This is a genomic window from Nocardia sp. CA-151230 (genome assembly GCF_050942175.1).
Classification (GTDB): Bacteria; Actinomycetota; Actinomycetes; order Mycobacteriales; family Mycobacteriaceae; genus Nocardia.
The window spans coordinates 1,242,216-1,256,498 of record NZ_CP192061.1; the positions used below are offsets into that span (position 1 = coordinate 1,242,216).

Sequence of the window (14,283 nt, forward strand, 5' to 3'; positions counted from 1 at the left end):
CAGTTCGAAATCCGTTTGTTGTGCTGTTCCGCGCGCGTCCGAACCCCGAAAACCCGGCGAAGCGAGGCATCTCGACGATGAGACGCAGGATCCTGCTGTCCATGGTGGCTGCCTTGACCCTCACCACTCTGGTTCTCGGTGTGCCGCTGGCGTTCACGGCCTGGAAGTGGGTCGAGGACATCAATCGCAACGAACTGCGCAACCGGCTGGACGGCATCTCCGAGGAGGTGACACGGCAGGAGCGCGACGGCGTGGTGTACGGCGAGCTGGACACCAAGGCGGTGCGGCTGCTGATCCCCGCCAACGGCAAGCTGACCATCATCTATCCGACGCCGACCGAACCCAACAAGAAGGTCGACATCGGCGCGGACATGGTGCGCGATCCGCTGTCGGAGTCCTGGTCCATGGGCACCGACGGCTCGCTGCGGCTGGAAGTGCCCTCGGCCCCAATGCATTCCATGCAGCGGCAGGCGCTCGGCGCGGTGCTGGGCCTGGTGCTCATCTCGCTGGGCGCGGGCATCGCGGTGGCCGTGGTGACCGCGCGCCGGGTGGCCGACCCGCTGCGGGACGTGGCGGCCCGCGCGGCGCGGCTGGCCATGGGCGACTTCCGCGCCGATCCGCGCCGCCACGGCATCACCGAGCTGGACCGGGTGTCCGACGTCCTGGATTCGGCCACGGTGGAGATCGCGGGCCGGCTGCAGCGCGAGCACGCCCTGGTCGCCGATGTCTCGCATCAGCTGCGCAGCCGGCTCACCGCCGTGCGCCTGCGTCTGGACGAGCTGTCCGCGCACGCCGACCCGGCGGTGGTGCACGAGGCGGAAGAGGCCATGGCACAGGTGGATCGGCTCACCGACGCCATCGACGAACTGGTGCGCGCCTCCCGCGACGAGGGCGCGGCCGAACGCGATCCGCTGCCCGTGGTGGCCGAATTGCGCAGTGTCGTCGCGGAATGGCGGCATCCCTTCGCCGAGGCCGGGCGCAAGCTGGTGCTGCTCGGTGACCCGACTCTCAAAGCGCCCGTGACGGGTTCACGCCTGCGCGAGGCGCTCGCGGTGCTGGTCGACAATGCGCTCATGCACGGCGGCGGCACCTGCACGGTGTCGGTGCGCACGGTGACGGGCCGCATGGACGATCACGAGCCACTGGTGGTCGTCGAGGTCGCCGACGAGGGCGACGGTGTGCGAGATGAGCTGGCGCCGCACATCTTCGACCGCGGCTTCTCGGCGGCGGGCTCCACCGGCGTCGGGCTGGCCCTGGCCCGCGCGCTGATCGAAGCCGACGGCGGGCGACTGGAACTTCAGCGCCGCCGCCCCGCCCTGTTCGCGGTGTTCCTCGGCTCCTCGGGGGTGGCGTCGCGGCCGATCGCGGTCGGCACCGAGCCGCGCTGATCTTCTATCCGTTCTCTAACCGTTCGTTAGCCGGACCTGAGAATCCGCTTCCTACCTTCGGATTCGTCAACCGGAACCGGCGGCCATCGCCGGTGAGAGAACAGGAGACGCCATGCCGACCTTCACCGTCCGCCGCACCGCGACCGCCGCGGTCCTCGGGACCGCCGCCCTCGGGGCGCTCGCACTGCCAGCGGTGGCGCAGGCCGCGACGCCGGATTCGATTGCGGGACTGGCGGATACGGGCAGCAACGAGCCCGCCGCCCCGGCCGCTCCCACCGGCCCGGGCGTGCTGATCATCAAGGACCGCGACGGCAATGTCACTGTGCGCCAGGCCGAGCCGGGTGTGCCGCCCGGCCCGGACGCCGTGCCGGCACTCCCGTTGCGGCCGGGCCTGCCGGCGCCCGGCGTGCTGACCGTGCAGCCGGGCGACCCCGGCGTGGCGATCGTGCCCGGCAAACCGTCGCAGACGATCGTGGTGAACCCGGCTCGCTGAGCTCCGCTCTCAGCTCGCGTCAGTATCGTCTGACCTTGTGACGGGTCCCCGGATTCTGATTGTGGACGACGATGTCAGGGTGCTGTCCTCGGTGGCTCGGGGGCTCCGGATGTCGGGTTTCGACGTCGAAACCGCGGCAGACGGGGCCGCCGCGCTCCGCCAGATCGCCGCGTACGCCCCGCAGGCCATGCTGCTCGACCTGAACATGCCGAATCTGGATGGCGTGCAGGTCGTCACGGCACTGCGCTCGCTGGGCAACGACATCCCGATCTGCGTGCTCAGCGCCCGCGCGGAGGTCACCGATCGCATCGACGCGCTGGAGGCCGGGGCCGACGACTACCTCACCAAGCCCTTCGACCTGGGCGAACTGGTGGCCCGGCTGCGCGCCATGCTGCGCCGTGCGCCCGCCCCGGCCCACGTCACCGACGATCACATCGCCGTGGGCCCGCTGACCATCGCACCCGGCGCCCGGCGCGCATGGGTCGACGGCACGCCCCTCGACCTCACCAAACGCGAATTCGATCTGCTCGCCGCGCTGGCCTCGGCGCCGGGGCAGGTCTTCTCCCGCGCCCAGCTCCTCGACCGGGTCTGGGGCTACGACTTCGAAACCCAGACCAAGGTGGTCGATGTGTTCGTCTCCTATCTCCGCCGCAAGATCGAGGCCGCCGGATCCCCACGGCTCGTGCACACCGTCCGCGGTGTCGGCTTCGTCCTGCGGACCGAGCCGTGACAAGGCTGCCGCGCCGGCCGGTGTCGCTGCGCGCCCGGGTCGCGCTGGCGAGCGCCGCGACGGCCGCGGTGGTGGTCGCCGCCATGTCGGTGGTGCTGTTCGCGTTCGCGCCGAACGACGCGGCGAATCAGGTCGGCCGGGTGGTCAGCGCGATCGCGCTCGCCCCCGCCCCACTACAGCCCGGCCGGTCGCTGCCGGAACCCGTGCTGCCGAGTCTCCCCGTGCCCGGCGGAGGGGATGCTCCCGAGCCGGCCCTGCCGGCCGTCACGAAACCCGGGGTCCTCATCGTGCGCGGCGAGCCGGGCAGTCCGGAGGCGGAGTACTCGCGCACGGTGGCGCTCGACGGTCATCCGGTGGCGGTGACCGTGCCGACCGGCGTGGCCTCGGATTCGGCTGCGCAGCAGCGGATCCGGATCGTGCTCATCGGACTGGCCGCGGTGCTGCTGGCGGCGGTGCTGGGCTGGTATTTCGCGCATCGGGCGGTGGTCCCGCTGCGGCGGCTGACCGCGGCGACGGCCGGGCTGGGGGAGGGGCTCGCCCTGCAGACCCCGCGTCATCCGGTGGCCAGCGAGACGACGGAATTGGCCGAGGCCATGAACACCATGCTGGGGCGCATCGCGACCGAGCGCCGGCACACCGACGAAGCACTGGTCACGGCACGCGATTTCGCCGCGACCGCCGCGCATGAGCTGCGGACGCCCCTGACGGCCATGCGCACCGATCTGCAGGTGCTGCGGTCCATGCCGCTGTCGGAAGCCGAGCGCGCGGAGATTCTCGACGAGATCCTCGGTGCGCAGAGTTCGGTCGAGGCCACCCTGCAGGCCCTGGAACGGCTGGCGGCGGACGATCTGGCCACCGAATCCGATCGGGAGGATCTGGAGCTCGGACAGCTCATCGATCAGGTGGTGGATGACGCGCGGCGCTCGAATCCCGGCGTGCTCATCGACACCGAGGCGGTGGAGCCCATCGTGCTGCGCGGGCTGGCCGCGGGGCTGCGTTCGATCGTCGACAACGCGGTGACCAATGCTGTCCGGCACGGCGGGGCGCAGCGCATCGAGATCGCGACGCGGCGCGACGGCGATCACGTCGTCCTCACCGTCGACGACGACGGTCGCGGCATCCCGGCACCGGATCGGGAGCGCGTCTTCGAACGGTTCTACCGGGCGAGCACGACGCCGGGCAGCGGTCTGGGTCTGGCCCTGGTCGCGCAGCAATCCCGCCTACACGGCGGCACCGCGACCATCGGGGAAAGTCCGGCAGGCGGCGTCCGCCTGACCGTCACCCTCAGCTGTGACCCAGCTGCTGCTCCTCGTTCTCGGTGACGAGATCTTCGTTCTCGTTGACGAGGTCCTCGAATTCGGTTTGCAGTTCCTGCATTTCGTCGGGGAACACCCACCGCTTCATGGCCCAGAATCGGAATGCCATTTGCAGCAGGTTGCCGATGATGAAGGCGCTGAAGAAGTCGGCGATGTTCTCGACGGTGAAACTGACATTGGGCTGCCGGAGGTCGAAGACGTAGCTCGACACCCACAGCGGCAGCGCGGCGAGTCCGACGCCGATTCCGCTGACCAGGAAGAACAGCAGCGCTTCGTGGTGCTTCTCGCGCCCACCGCGCTTGTCGAAGGTCCATTCCCGGTTGAGGATGTAGGACACGATGACCGCGATGGTGCCCGACATGATGCGGGCCACGGTCGGCTTGGTGTCCATGATCGTCCATTTGAGGACGTAGAAAATGCCCAGGTCGATGACGAACGTGGTCGCACCGACTATCGCGAACTTGAGTAGTTCGTAATGGCGGTCCGCGAGGGCCCGCAGGGGTGTGGGCAGGCGGTTGACCACTTTGTCGACAAATGACACGGAGCGAGTCTACGTCTCTGGTCCATGCGCTGTCCGGCCGGTACAAATGGGGGCAGATACCTGTCATGCGACCCGCGGGTCAGTAGCCGGTGGGTGTCATGACAACATGGTGCAGCGTGAGCGCCCGTTCCTTCGATTCCTCCGCGATGCCCACCGTCACCATGATCGGCGGTGGCCAGCTCGCGCGCATGACCCATCAGGCGGCCATCGCGCTGGGCCAGCGGCTGCGCGTGCTCGCCGAGCGCCCCGACGACCCGGCCGCCCAGGTGACGCCGGACGTGGTCCTCGGCAGCCACGACGATCTGGCCGCGCTGCGCAAGGCCGCCGTCGGCTCCTATGCGCTGACCTTCGATCACGAGCACGTGCCGACCGCGCACCTGGAGGCGCTCATCGCCGAGGGTGTGAACGTGCAGCCGCCGCCGCAGGCGCTGATCTACGCCCAGGACAAGCTCCGGATGCGGCGCAAGCTGGCCGAGCTGGGCGTGCCGATCCCGGCCTACACCGAGGTGACCTCGGTCGCCGACGCGGTGACCTTCGCCGACGAGCACGGCTGGCCCTTCGTGCTCAAGGCGGTGCGCGGCGGCTACGACGGCCGCGGGGTGTGGATGCCCGCCGACGCCGCCGAGGCCGCCCCGATCATCGAAGACCAGCTGGCCCACGGGGTCTCGCTGATGGCCGAGGCCAAGGTGGACCTGAAGCGGGAGCTGTCGGCCATGGTGGCGCGCTCCCCGTTCGGGCAGGCCGCCGCCTGGCCGGTGGTGGAGACCGTGCAGCGCAACGGCCAGTGCGCGGTGGTCATCGCGCCCGCGCAGGACCTGAACGAGGCCCGGGCCACCGAGGCCGAGGCGCTCGCCCTCCGTCTGGCCGCCGAGCTCGGCGTGACCGGCGCCATGGCCGTGGAGCTGTTCGAGACCCACGCCGGCGAGCTGTTGGTCAACGAGCTGGCCATGCGCCCGCACAACTCCGGCCACTGGGGCATGGACGGCGCCTGCACCGGCCAGTTCGAGCAGCACCTGCGCGCGGTCCTGGACTACCCGCTGGGCAGCACCAGGCCGCTGGCCCCGGTCACCGTCATGGCCAATATCCTGGGCGCGCCGCAAGCCCCCGAGATGTCCATGGACGAACGGCTGCACCATCTTTCGGCCCGGATCCCCGAGGCCAAGGTGCACCTCTACGGCAAGGGCGAACGCCCCGACCGCAAGATCGGCCACATCAATATCCTCGGCGACGACGTGGCCGAGACCCGGGAGAAAGCCGAGCGGGCGGCGCACTGGATGTCGCACGCGATCTGGACCGACGGATGGGATCCGCACCATGACTGACACCGCACAGGTTGGCCTCATCATGGGGTCGGACTCCGACTGGCCCACCATGGAGGCGGCCGCGGAAGCCCTGGCCGAGTTCGGCATTCGCTTCGAGGTCGGCGTGGTCTCCGCGCACCGCACCCCGCAGCGCATGCTCGACTACGCCAAGAATGCTGCCGATCGCGGCGTCAAGGTGATCATCGCGGGCGCGGGCGGCGCGGCCCACCTGCCCGGCATGGTCGCCTCCGCCACCCCGCTCCCGGTCATCGGCGTTCCCGTGCCGCTGAAGTACCTGGACGGCATGGACTCCCTGCTGTCGATCGTCCAGATGCCCGCCGGCGTCCCGGTCGCCACGGTCTCCATCGGCGGCGCCCGCAACGCGGGCCTGCTCGCGGTCCGCATCCTCGCCACCGCGGACCCCGAATTGCGTTCCCGCATGGAACGTTTCCAGGCGAGCCTGGAAGAGCTGGTCCTGGAGAAGGACGAGGCGCTGCGGACCAAACTGCTGGGCTGACACCTCACCTTCTCCCGAGCTGACGTCACCGTTCCGCGCGCCGTCGACCGTGGCGTGTGGAACGGCCCGCCCGGGTCGCTACGGTTGGCGGATGCCTACCGACCAGCCCGCACGGCCGCGCGCCGACGCGGATTCGACCCAGCGCCGTCTCACCGTGGTGGATCAGGCGCTCCGGCTCTTCGCCGAAAAGGGTTACGAGGCAACGACGGTCGATGAGATCGCGGAGGCGGCGGGGATTTCGCGGCGGACCTTCTTCCGGCAGTTCCGGTCCAAGGAGGATGTGGTCTTCGCCGATCACGAGTCGCAGCTGGCACAGGCGCGGGCATTCTTGGAGAGCACACCGTCGGAGGCGGCGCAGGGGGATCCGTGGGATGCCGTGTGCGAGGCCGTGGTCGAGGTGTTCGAGCGGTTCACGCAGTGGCGGGAGATCGCGGCCCGGCGCTACCGGGTGGTGCGGCAGGTGCCGACGCTGCGCGAGCGGGAGATCGTGACGGTATTCCGGTACGAGCGGCTGTTCACCGATTATCTGCGCGGGCGATTGCAGGGGACCGCGGATCTGGAGCTGGTGCAGTTCACGGCCGCGGTGACGGCTACCCACAACTATCTGCTGCGGCGGATGGTCCGGGGTGAGTCGGCGGCGAGCCCGGCGGATCTGCGGGCGGCGCTGGCGGCGATTCCACGCGGGGGACGCGGGCCCGCGTCGGCCTCGGGCGAGATGGTTGTGGCGGTGTTTCCCCGTGATCTCTCGCCACGTCAGGTCGCGGACCTGCTGGCTCGTCGCCTCGATACGCCGTGAGATGCCCACAGTGGCGCAAATGACACTGCGTGCCACAGATTGGTGCACAAGTACCCGCACGTAACTGCGATATCGCGGCGTATACTCAACTTCGACTGGCACTGAGTGCCGCGATGCTGGGCCACCAGCGGCGATCCCCCGACGACCAGGAGACAACCCCATGGCGGGCAACCCCGATTTCAATCTGTTCCAGCTCGAGGACTTCCACCACGAGCTGCGCGAGGCCATCCGCGGCCTGTCCGAGAAGGAGATCGCCCCCCACGCGAAGGACGTGGACGGCAACGCCCGCTTCCCCGAGGAGGCGCTGACCGCGCTCAACGCGGCCGGCTTCAATGCCGTGCACGTGCCGGAGACCTACGGCGGCCAGGGCGCGGACTCGGTCGCGACCTGCATCGTGATCGAAGAGGTCGCCCGCGTCTGCGGCTCCTCCTCGCTCATCCCGGCCGTCAACAAGCTGGGCACCATGGGCCTGATCCTGAACGGTTCCGAGGAGCTCAAGCACAAGGTGCTGTCCGACATCGTCGCGGGCAAGATGGCCTCCTACGCCCTGTCCGAGCGTGAGGCCGGCTCCGACGCCGCCTCCATGCGCACCCGCGCGCGTCAGGACGGCGACGGCTGGATCATCAACGGCTCCAAGTGCTGGATCACCAACGGCGGCCGGTCCGACTGGTACACCGTCATGGCCGTCACCGACGCCGACAAGGGCGCCAACGGCATCTCCTCGTTCATGGTCCACAAGGACGACGAGGGCTTCGTGGTCGGCCCGCTGGAGCACAAGCTGGGCATCAAGGGTTCCCCGACCGCCGAGCTGTACTTCGAGAACTGCAAGGTCCCCGGCGACCGTATCGTCGGCGAGCCCGGCACCGGTTTCAAGACCGCCCTGCAGACCCTGGACCACACCCGCCCGACCATCGGCGCGCAGGCCGTCGGCATCGCCCAGGGCGCCCTGGACGCCGCGATCGCCTACACCAAGGACCGCAAGCAGTTCGGCAAGGCCATCGCCGACTTCCAGAACACCCAGTTCATGCTGGCCGACATGGCCATGAAGATCGAGGCCGCCCGCCTCATGGTCTACACCTCGGCCGCCCGCGCCGAGCGTGGCGAGAAGAACCTCGGCTTCATCTCCGCGGCCGCCAAGTGCTTCGCCTCGGATGTGGCCATGGAGGTCACCACCAACGCCGTCCAGCTCTTCGGCGGCGCCGGCTACACCACCGACTTCCCGGTGGAGCGCATGATGCGCGACGCCAAGATCACCCAGATCTACGAGGGCACCAACCAGATCCAGCGCGTCGTCATGTCGCGCCAGATCCTGCGCTGATCGCTCTCCGATCCGGCACAGACGCGGGAGGCGGCTCCGAGCTGAGCTCGGGGCCGCCTCCGTTGCGTTCGGCCCGGATGAGGGAGTGCCGGGCCGGACGTTGGCGAACTACTGCGCCGACAGGCTGCAGCCGCGTGACGCGCGGCCGCGGACGCGGCGAAATCTGTTCAGTAGCTGAAGGATTGCTCTGATAGTCGGCTCGCCGCCCATGTGCGGCAAGAGGGTTCGCCGGAACTTCTCTTCGCGGATTCCTCGGGTAAAGCACAGGTTTGAGGACTGTTCGGGTGGGGATGCCGGGGGCACTATGGAGCCATGGCCGGAGTCGAAATCAACGACACCTTCGTCCGGCGCACACTGGCCGACGGACGGGTGGAAGAGGTCGCGTGGACGGAACTGGCAGAGGTGCGGATCATTACGGCGGCCGACGGCCCGTTCGCGGGGGACGTGTTCTTCGTGTTGATCGGGGCGACCGGTAAGGGGTGTGTGGTGCCCTACTCGGCCGCCGACACCGCGTTCCTGGCCAAGCTGCAGTCACTGCCGGGGTTCGACGACGCGAAGGTGGGTGAGGCGATGGTGGGCAGCGCCGACCGGCACTTCCGGGTCTGGCAGCGTCGGCACCACCGCGCGAATTAGGCCACCAGGTCGGCGTATTCGGGGTGCTCCCCGATGTACTTCTCGACGTACCAGCAGGTGGGAATGATCGAGAAGCCGTCAGTGCGCGCATCGTTCAGCGCGAACTCCACCACCTGCGCGGCCACGCCGCGGCCCCGGAACTCGGGAAAGGTGAGGGTGTGCTGGATGTCGCGGACCTTGGTGTCGCCGTCCACCCGCTCCGCGTAGTCGGCGTAGCCCGCGAGAGTGCCGTCCAGGTAGATCTCGTAGCGGGTCGCGTCGGCATTGTGTTCCAGCTTGGTGCTCATGACCGGTGTGAACTCCCTTGCGATGCGTATTGTTCCGGCGGCCGGTCAGAGGACCGCGCCCGGATTGAGTATCCCGTGTGGATCCAGCGCTTCCTTGATCCGGCGCGTGAGCGCCATCACGTCGGGGCCGAGCTGATCCGGTAACCAGGCCTTCTTGAGCCGGCCCACGCCGTGCTCGCCGGTGATGGTGCCGCCCAGGCCGATGGCCAGGTCCATGATCTCGCCGAACGCGAGGTGCGCGCGCTCGGACTCTTCCGGGTCGGCGGGGTCGTGGACGATCAGGGGGTGGGTGTTGCCGTCGCCCGCATGCGCGATGACGGAGATGAGCACCCCCCGGCGCGCGGCGATCTCGGCGATACCGGTGACCAGCTCGCCGAGCCGGGGCAGCGGCACGCCCACGTCCTCGAGCAGCAGCGGCCCCTTGCGTTCCACGGCCGGTATGGCGAATCGCCGTGCCGCGCAGAAGGCTTCGCCCTCCTCCGGATCGTCGGTGCGGAAAGCCTCGGTGGCCCCGGCCTTTTCGCAGGCGGCCAGCATGATGTCCGCCTCGTGCCCGGCGTGTTCGCCCGGGGCGTCGGACCGCGCCACCAGCAGCCCCGCCGCGTTCCGGTCGAGTCCCATGCGCAGCTCGTCCTCGACGGCATTGATGGCCACCGAATCCATGAATTCCAGCATGGAGGGCCGCAATTGGCCGGTGATGGCCAGAATCGCGTCGGTCGCCGCGGTGAGCGTGGGGAAGGTGGCGACCACGGTGGACTGCGGCGGCTGTGCGGGCAGCAGTCGCAGGGTCAGCTCGGTGATGATCCCCAGCGTGCCCTCGCTACCCACGAACAGTTTGGTCAGCGAGAGTCCCGCGGAGTCCTTGAGCCGCGGCCCGCCCAGTCGCACCGCGGTCCCGTCGGCCAGTACGACCTCCATGCCGAGCACGTAATCGGTGGTGACGCCGTACTTCACGCAGCACAGCCCGCCGGCATTGGTGGCCGCGTTCCCGCCGATGGAGCAGATCTCGAAGGAGGACGGATCCGGCGGGTACCACAGCCCGTGTTCGGCCACGGCCCGCTTGACCTCGGCGTTCAGCAGTCCCGGCTGCACGACCGCGGTCCGCGTCACGGTGTCGACGCTGATCTCCCGCATCTTCTCGGTGCTCAACACCAGTGCCCCGGGCTGCGCGGTGGCCCCGCCGGACAGTCCGGTCCCGGCCCCGCGCGGCACGATCGGCACCCGATGCTCGGCCGCCCACCGCACAGTGGTCGCGACCTGCTCGGTTGTCATCGGCCGCACGAGAGCGAGCGCGGTCCCGGCATCCGGATCCAGCGCCCGATCCTGCCGATATCCGGCCAGCACATCCGGATCGGTCACCACCATGCCCGTCGGGAGCAGACCGCGCAGTGTGTCGAGATCGATGTCCACACTCAGGAAAGTACGTGCTTCCGGCTGATTTGTCCGGAAGCCCGTACGACAAGCGGGAGTTCTCAGTGTGCGGTGGCCGCCTTCGGCAAGGCGAGTGCGGCGGTGAGCACGACGGCCAGCACCGCGGCCCCGCCGAGCGCAGCCATCTCCATGGCGGTCACGTAGCCGCCGGTCCCGTGGTGCGCGCCCAGGGCGCTGAAGAAGATCACCCCGAGAACCGTTGCGCCGATGGCGTTTCCGAACTGCTGCGAGGTGGTCAGCACGCCGGCCGCCATCCCGGCCTGTCGCGCCGGAATCCCCGACGACAGCACCGCACCGACCACCGACGGAATGGTCAGACCATTGCCGGTGCCGACGATCATCATGCCCGGGATGAGCGCGAGCACGCTCACGTTCTGGCCCATGGTGACCAGCACGGCCAGGGTCAGCGCCAGCCCGGTGAGGCTGGTGAGCGTCCCCACCACCATGACCCGATTGCCGATGCGGGCGGCGACCCGCGGCGCGAGGAAGAACGAGCTGCCCGCGAAGCACAGTCCCAGCGGCGCGAAGGCGAGCCCGGCGGTGAGCGGTGAGAGCCCGAGCCCGTTCTGCAGCATGAGCGTCAGGCACAGCATGAATCCGGCGAAGAAGGTCAGGTACCCACCCGCGATCACCAGTCCGAGGCTGAAGCCGCGTTCGCGCACCATGCCGGTGTCGAGGACCGGTTCGCCGCCGCGCGCGGCCAGCCGGTTCTCGTAGCGCAGGGTGAGCAGCAGCATCGGGATCGAGGCGAGCATGCTGACCCAGGTCCATACCGGCCAGCCCTCGGGGCGGCCCAGCGTGATCGGGACCAGCAGCAGCGCCAGCGCGGCCGAGATGCCCAGCGCTCCGATCGGATCCAGTCTCGGCCGGTGGGTCGGCTCGTGCCGGGGCAGCCAGCGCGCGGCCAGGGCGGCGGCGATCAGCCCGATGGGCACATTGATGTAGAAGATGGTGCGCCAGCCCCACCCGAACAGGTCGGCGTCGAGCAGCACCCCGCCCAGCACCTGACCCGATACCGCGCCGATGCCGATGGTGGCGCCGAAAGCGGCCATGGCCCTGGGCCGTTCGTGCGGCGGGAAGAGCGTATTGATGAGCGCGAGCATCTGCGGCACCATGAGCGCCGCGGTCCCGCCCTGCAGAATGCGGAAGGCGACCAGCGCCCAGGCATTGGGCGCGAGCCCGCACAGCAGTGAAGCGAAGGTGAAGGCGAGCATGCCGATCACGAACAGCCGCCGGTGTCCGTGCAGGTCGCCGAGCCGGCCGCCGGTGATCAGGCCCGAGGCGTAGGCGAAGCCGTAGCCGCCGACGATGAGTTCCAGCGCCGATTCACCGGCGTGCAGGTCGTGGTCCAGCGAGGAGGCGGCGACATTGACGACGAACCAGTCGAACATCGCCATGAACATGGCACTGAGGATGACGGGCAGCGCGCGCCAGCGGGCGGCGAACTCGAGGGGGCCGGTCGCGACGGGAGCCGTTGCGGTGGGCCGGTTTTCGAGGGTGGTCACGTCGTTCTCCCGAGCGTGAAGGGGGACTGGGGTGGCGGGCGCGCCGTTGCGCCGGAAACTCGAGTCTTGTAACTAACCGGTTGGTTAGAGATATTCCACCGGGGACCCGCGGCTTGTCAACCAGTTGGTTGGTTACCATCGAAGGCATGGCAGGCACCAGGGACCCCGAGGCCACGAAGGCGCGCATCTTCGAGGCCGCGACCGCGGAATTCGCGCAGTACGGGATCGCCGGGGCGCGGGTGGACCGCATCGCGCGCAACGCCAAGGCCAACAAGCAGCTCATCTACGCCTACTTCGGCGACAAGGAGAAGCTCTTCCACCAGGTGCTGGAGAAGACCATGCTGGTCGTGGCCGGCTCGGTGACCACCGATATCGAGGACCTCGACACCTGGATCGACCAGCACATCGACTACCACCGCGAGCATCCCGAACTGCTGCGCCTGCTGCAGTGGGAAGCCCTGGAGCTGGGCCGGGAGCACGCCTCGGCGGGCGAATTGCGCTGCGGCCGTTACCTGGAGAAGCGCGAGAAGGTCGAGGTGGCGCAGGGCAAGGGCCTGATGCGCGCGGACATGCCGTCCGGTCAGGTGCTCATGCTGCTGATGTCGATGATCAACTATCCGCTGGCCGTTCCGCAGGTCACCGCCTTCACCATCGGCGTGGACGCCGATCCGGAGGCGCAGCGCGCCTGGATCAAGGACGCCATCCGCCGCATCGTCGCGCCCGAGACCGCGGCGGCGGCCGTCGGGCCGGACGCGGGCACCGGGGCGTAACCGCTCGTACTCGCGCAGTACACTGCCGCGGTGTCCGATGCCAAGCTAGAGATCCAAATGCTGCACGACCGCGTCATGGTCAAGCTCAACCCCGAGGCGGGCGAGCGGCGCAGCAGCGGCGGCATTCTCATCCCGGCCACCGCGCAGGTGGCCAAGCGCCTGTCGTGGGGCGAGGTCTGCGGTGTGGGTTCCCATGTCCGCGCGGTGAGCGTCGGTGACCAGGTGCTGTTCAGCGCCGACGACCAGTTCGAGGTGGAGATCCAGGCGCAGGCGTATTACGTACTGCGCGAACGTGATCTGCACGCTGTCGCCAACACCCATCCCGAACACGGCACCGGCCTGTACCTGTAGCACGCTCGAAGCCCAACGGCCCGCGTCCTTTTCGAGGACGCGGGCCGTTTCCGTGACGGTCGATCAGGCCGTCTTCAGGATGCCGCCGTCGATCACGTAGTCCGCGCCGTTGATGATGGCGGCCTGCTCGGAGGCCAGGAAGGCCACCAGCGCCGCCACCTCCCGGGCCTCGGCGATGCGGCCGGAGGCGATATCGAACTGGGCCGGAATGGCGTTCAGGAACTGCTCCTGGTCCAGTCCGCTGGCCGCGGCCAGCTTCGCGCCGAGATGGTCGGGGCCGCGCCAGATATCGGTGCCGACCGGCCCGGGCGACACCGTGTTCACGCGGACGCCCTGCGGGCCGAACTCCTCGCTGAGCCGCTTGCCGAAGTTGGTGAGCGCGGCCTTGGCCTCGCTGTAGCCGACCGGGCCTTTCGCCGGGATCCGGGCGTTGATCGAGGACACGGTCACGATCGCGCCGCGCCGTTCGATGATGCTCGGCAGCGCGGCGCGAGTGGTGGTGACGACACCGAACAGGTTGAGGTCGAACAGCTTTCGCCACTGATCGTCCGGCGTCTGGAGGAAGCCGCCGAGGACCAGCTGGTCGGGGTCGCCGCCGCCGACATTGTTGACCAGGATGTCGATGCCGCCCAGCTCGGTCAGCGCCCCCTCGACCGCCGCCAGCGCACCCTCGGTGGTGCTCAGGTCGGCGGAAACGGTTGCCGCCGCGACCTTTTCGAGCTCCGGCGAGATGTTCCGGGCGACGCCGACCACCCGCACGCCCTCCTCGGCCAGCGCTTCGGCGACGGCCAGTCCGATGCCCCGGCTGGCGCCGGTGACGAGGGCGGTCTTGCCGTTCAGTCCGAGATCCATGATTCGTACCTTTCTTGAACTGTGGGTCAAAAATTGGGGTAAAAGAAAAGGCCG

16 protein-coding genes are annotated in these 14,283 nt (G+C 69.2%); 11 read left to right on the forward strand and 5 right to left on the reverse strand.

Annotated elements, in window-relative coordinates:
* Positions 1-77 precede the first annotated feature (77 nt).
* The 4 genes from ACQP1O_RS05420 to ACQP1O_RS05435 all read left to right on the forward strand — a co-directional run bounded on the left by ACQP1O_RS05420 (position 78) and on the right by ACQP1O_RS05435 (position 3,933).
* Positions 78-1,388: a sensor histidine kinase gene (locus tag ACQP1O_RS05420; protein ID WP_433564779.1), complete on the forward strand. Its 1,311-nt coding sequence runs from the start codon at positions 78-80 to the stop codon at positions 1,386-1,388.
* Between the two features lie 112 nt (positions 1,389-1,500).
* The gene (locus ACQP1O_RS05425; protein ID WP_433564780.1) at positions 1,501-1,881 is read left to right on the forward strand and encodes a hypothetical protein; all 381 of its coding nucleotides are present in this window, start codon (positions 1,501-1,503) and stop codon (positions 1,879-1,881) included.
* A gap of 37 nt (positions 1,882-1,918) precedes the next feature.
* The gene (locus ACQP1O_RS05430) at positions 1,919-2,611 is read left to right on the forward strand and encodes a response regulator transcription factor (RefSeq protein ID WP_433564781.1); all 693 of its coding nucleotides are present in this window, start codon (positions 1,919-1,921) and stop codon (positions 2,609-2,611) included.
* Positions 2,608-3,933, forward strand: coding sequence for an ATP-binding protein (locus ACQP1O_RS05435; protein ID WP_433564782.1), 1,326 nt, complete (start codon positions 2,608-2,610; stop codon positions 3,931-3,933). Before ACQP1O_RS05430 ends, ACQP1O_RS05435 begins: the two co-directional genes overlap by 4 nt.
* Here ACQP1O_RS05435 and ACQP1O_RS05440 read toward each other — a convergent pair.
* Positions 3,896-4,468: a GtrA family protein gene (locus ACQP1O_RS05440; RefSeq protein WP_433564783.1), complete on the reverse strand. Its 573-nt coding sequence runs from the start codon at positions 4,466-4,468 to the stop codon at positions 3,896-3,898. The genes ACQP1O_RS05435 and ACQP1O_RS05440 overlap by 38 nt on opposite strands.
* 98 nt (positions 4,469-4,566) lie before the next feature.
* Between ACQP1O_RS05440 and ACQP1O_RS05445 the strand changes: the two genes are divergently transcribed.
* From ACQP1O_RS05445 to ACQP1O_RS05465, 5 genes are all read left to right on the forward strand, one after another.
* On the forward strand, positions 4,567-5,790 hold the full coding sequence (locus ACQP1O_RS05445) for a 5-(carboxyamino)imidazole ribonucleotide synthase (protein ID WP_433564784.1): 1,224 nt from the start codon (positions 4,567-4,569) through the stop codon (positions 5,788-5,790).
* Positions 5,783-6,286: a 5-(carboxyamino)imidazole ribonucleotide mutase gene (purE, locus tag ACQP1O_RS05450; RefSeq protein ID WP_433564785.1), complete on the forward strand. Its 504-nt coding sequence runs from the start codon at positions 5,783-5,785 to the stop codon at positions 6,284-6,286. The genes ACQP1O_RS05445 and purE overlap by 8 nt, the downstream gene beginning before the upstream one ends.
* Positions 6,287-6,377: 91 nt before the next feature.
* Complete coding sequence (locus ACQP1O_RS05455) at positions 6,378-7,082, forward strand: TetR family transcriptional regulator (RefSeq protein WP_433564786.1); 705 nt, start codon at positions 6,378-6,380, stop codon at positions 7,080-7,082.
* A gap of 160 nt (positions 7,083-7,242) precedes the next feature.
* Positions 7,243-8,400: an acyl-CoA dehydrogenase gene (locus ACQP1O_RS05460; protein ID WP_433564787.1), complete on the forward strand. Its 1,158-nt coding sequence runs from the start codon at positions 7,243-7,245 to the stop codon at positions 8,398-8,400.
* A gap of 312 nt (positions 8,401-8,712) precedes the next feature.
* Positions 8,713-9,033: a hypothetical protein gene (locus tag ACQP1O_RS05465; protein ID WP_354830095.1), complete on the forward strand. Its 321-nt coding sequence runs from the start codon at positions 8,713-8,715 to the stop codon at positions 9,031-9,033.
* Here the strand turns inward: ACQP1O_RS05465 and ACQP1O_RS05470 are convergent.
* From ACQP1O_RS05470 to ACQP1O_RS05480, 3 genes are all read right to left on the reverse strand, one after another.
* The gene (locus ACQP1O_RS05470) at positions 9,030-9,320 is read right to left on the reverse strand and encodes a GNAT family N-acetyltransferase (protein WP_379382006.1); all 291 of its coding nucleotides are present in this window, start codon (positions 9,318-9,320) and stop codon (positions 9,030-9,032) included. The two genes, ACQP1O_RS05465 and ACQP1O_RS05470, sit on opposite strands and share 4 nt — an antisense overlap.
* A 45-nt stretch (positions 9,321-9,365) precedes the next feature.
* On the reverse strand, positions 9,366-10,685 hold the full coding sequence (locus ACQP1O_RS05475) for an FAD-binding oxidoreductase (RefSeq protein WP_433567588.1): 1,320 nt from the start codon (positions 10,683-10,685) through the stop codon (positions 9,366-9,368).
* 107 nt (positions 10,686-10,792) lie between these two features.
* Positions 10,793-12,256 (reverse strand): MFS transporter, encoded by a 1,464-nt coding sequence (locus ACQP1O_RS05480; RefSeq protein WP_433564788.1) that lies wholly within the window; start codon positions 12,254-12,256, stop codon positions 10,793-10,795.
* Positions 12,257-12,402: 146 nt separating this feature from the next.
* Here ACQP1O_RS05480 and ACQP1O_RS05485 point away from each other — a divergent pair, with 146 nt between their 5' ends.
* Complete coding sequence (locus tag ACQP1O_RS05485) at positions 12,403-13,026, forward strand: TetR family transcriptional regulator (protein WP_433564789.1); 624 nt, start codon at positions 12,403-12,405, stop codon at positions 13,024-13,026.
* Between the two features lie 30 nt (positions 13,027-13,056).
* Positions 13,057-13,377, forward strand: coding sequence for a GroES family chaperonin (locus ACQP1O_RS05490; RefSeq protein WP_433564790.1), 321 nt, complete (start codon positions 13,057-13,059; stop codon positions 13,375-13,377).
* A 63-nt stretch (positions 13,378-13,440) separates the two neighbouring features.
* Here ACQP1O_RS05490 and ACQP1O_RS05495 read toward each other — a convergent pair whose 3' ends face one another.
* On the reverse strand, positions 13,441-14,229 hold the full coding sequence (locus ACQP1O_RS05495; RefSeq protein WP_433564791.1) for an oxidoreductase: 789 nt from the start codon (positions 14,227-14,229) through the stop codon (positions 13,441-13,443).
* Between the last annotated feature and the right edge of the window lie 54 nt (positions 14,230-14,283).

Bases quoted from the DNA above. Each gene is read 5' to 3' on its own strand.
- ACQP1O_RS05420 (WP_433564779.1), top strand. From the start codon at position 78: ATGAGACGCAGGATCCTGCTGTCCATGGTGGCTGCCTTGACCCTCACC.
- ACQP1O_RS05425 (WP_433564780.1), top strand. From the start codon at position 1,501: ATGCCGACCTTCACCGTCCGCCGCACCGCGACCGCCGCGGTCCTCGGG.
- ACQP1O_RS05445 (WP_433564784.1), top strand. From the start codon at position 4,567: ATGACAACATGGTGCAGCGTGAGCGCCCGTTCCTTCGATTCCTCCGCG.
- purE (WP_433564785.1), top strand. From the start codon at position 5,783: ATGACTGACACCGCACAGGTTGGCCTCATCATGGGGTCGGACTCCGAC.
- ACQP1O_RS05455 (WP_433564786.1), top strand. From the start codon at position 6,378: ATGCCTACCGACCAGCCCGCACGGCCGCGCGCCGACGCGGATTCGACC.
- ACQP1O_RS05460 (WP_433564787.1), top strand. From the start codon at position 7,243: ATGGCGGGCAACCCCGATTTCAATCTGTTCCAGCTCGAGGACTTCCAC.
- ACQP1O_RS05465 (WP_354830095.1), top strand. From the start codon at position 8,713: ATGGCCGGAGTCGAAATCAACGACACCTTCGTCCGGCGCACACTGGCC.
- ACQP1O_RS05470 (WP_379382006.1), bottom strand. From the start codon at position 9,320: ATGAGCACCAAGCTGGAACACAATGCCGACGCGACCCGCTACGAGATC.
- ACQP1O_RS05475 (WP_433567588.1), bottom strand. From the start codon at position 10,685: ATGGTGGTGACCGATCCGGATGTGCTGGCCGGATATCGGCAGGATCGG.
- ACQP1O_RS05485 (WP_433564789.1), top strand. From the start codon at position 12,403: ATGGCAGGCACCAGGGACCCCGAGGCCACGAAGGCGCGCATCTTCGAG.
- ACQP1O_RS05495 (WP_433564791.1), bottom strand. From the start codon at position 14,229: ATGGATCTCGGACTGAACGGCAAGACCGCCCTCGTCACCGGCGCCAGC.